1 protein-coding gene is annotated in these 1,360 nt (G+C 58.7%); it reads left to right on the top strand.

The genetic code is table 11. From position 1 onward, the window contains the following. A partial coding sequence (tssM, locus tag RTK32_RS19365) for a type VI secretion system membrane subunit TssM (RefSeq protein ID WP_312046848.1) occupies positions 1-1,360 on the top strand: 1,360 nt, incomplete at both ends.

Here is a 1,360-nt window from a genome sequence, read left to right as displayed (position 1 = left end):
TGCTGCTGGATACGGCGGGCCGTTACACCACGCAAGAGAGCGAGCAGCAACAGGACGCCAGCGAATGGAATAAATTTATCGATCTGCTGCGCAAATATCGCGGTCGTCAGCCCGTTAACGGCGTGATCGTCACCGTCAGCGTGTCCGACCTGCTGACCCAGTCAGCAGAGGCTTCCCGTCAGCAGGCGCTGTCGCTGCGCCAGCGTCTGATGGAGCTGCACGAACAGCTGGGTATTCGTTTCCCGGTGTATGTGCTGGTGACCAAAACCGACCTGCTGAAAGGCTTCCGCGCTTATTTCAGCAAGTTTGATAAAGCGCAGCGCGATCAGGTCTGGGGCTTCACTTTCCCCTGGGAGCAAGCGAAACAGGCCGATTTCGATCTGCTGAGCGCCTTCACCCAGGAATATGCACTGCTGCAACAGCGGCTGGATGCCGGGCTGCCGGATACGCTGATTCAGGAAAGCGATGCGCAAACCCGTGCGGAAAGCTATCTGTTCCCGCAGGAGTTTGCGGCGCTAAGGCCGTTACTCAATGATTATCTGGAGACGGTATTCAGCCGCTCCAATTTCGAAACGCAGTTTTCGCCGCGCGGCATCTACTTTGCCAGCGGCACGCAGGAAGGCCTGCCGTTCGACCGTGTTATGGGCGAGCTGAGCCGTACGCTGCAGCTGCCGGAATCTGACGACGGCAACAGCGGTGCCTGGGACAAAGTGGACAAGGCTGCGCCTATTCCTGGCAACAAAGGCCAGAGCTTCTTCTTAAAGGATCTGCTGCAAAATGTGATCTTTCAGGAAGCGGGCCTGGCGGGCAGCAACCGCTGGTGGGAGCTGCGCAACCGGGCAGTGCTCTGGTCCGGCTATGTGCTGCTGTTGGGCGCGCTGATTATCGCCACGCTGTTGTGGAGCACCAGCTACCGCAATAACAAAGCCTGGCTGGCGGAAGTGCAGGCGAAGGTGCCAACAATTAACGCGCTGGGCCAGAACCTGCAGACCGCCGATCTTTGGGCGCTATTGCCTTATCTGAATGGCGTTTTGCACCTGCCGGACAGCAAAGACTTTGACCTTAACAACCCGCCGATCACGCGCCGAATGGGCCTGTATCGCGGTGAAGAGGTCAGTGACGCCACCCAGGCGCTTTACCAGAAATCCCTGAAGCAGCTGGTCATGCCGCAGGTGGCCCAGCTGATCACCGCCTGGCTGCGAGCGGACAACGGCAGCGATGCGGACTACAGCTACGAAGCGCTGAAGGCTTATCAGATGCTCTATCAGCCGAAGCACTACGACGGCAAGTTCCTGCATGCGTGGGTGATGCTGAATATCGCCCGCAGCCAGCCGCAGAACGTCACGCAGGCGCAGATTAA

This window comes from Erwinia sp., assembly GCF_031978025.1.
Taxonomy (GTDB): Bacteria; Pseudomonadota; Gammaproteobacteria; order Enterobacterales; family Enterobacteriaceae; genus Erwinia.
Note: the sequence above shows the minus strand (reverse complement) of the source record. Positions and strands in the feature narration are given on the sequence as shown.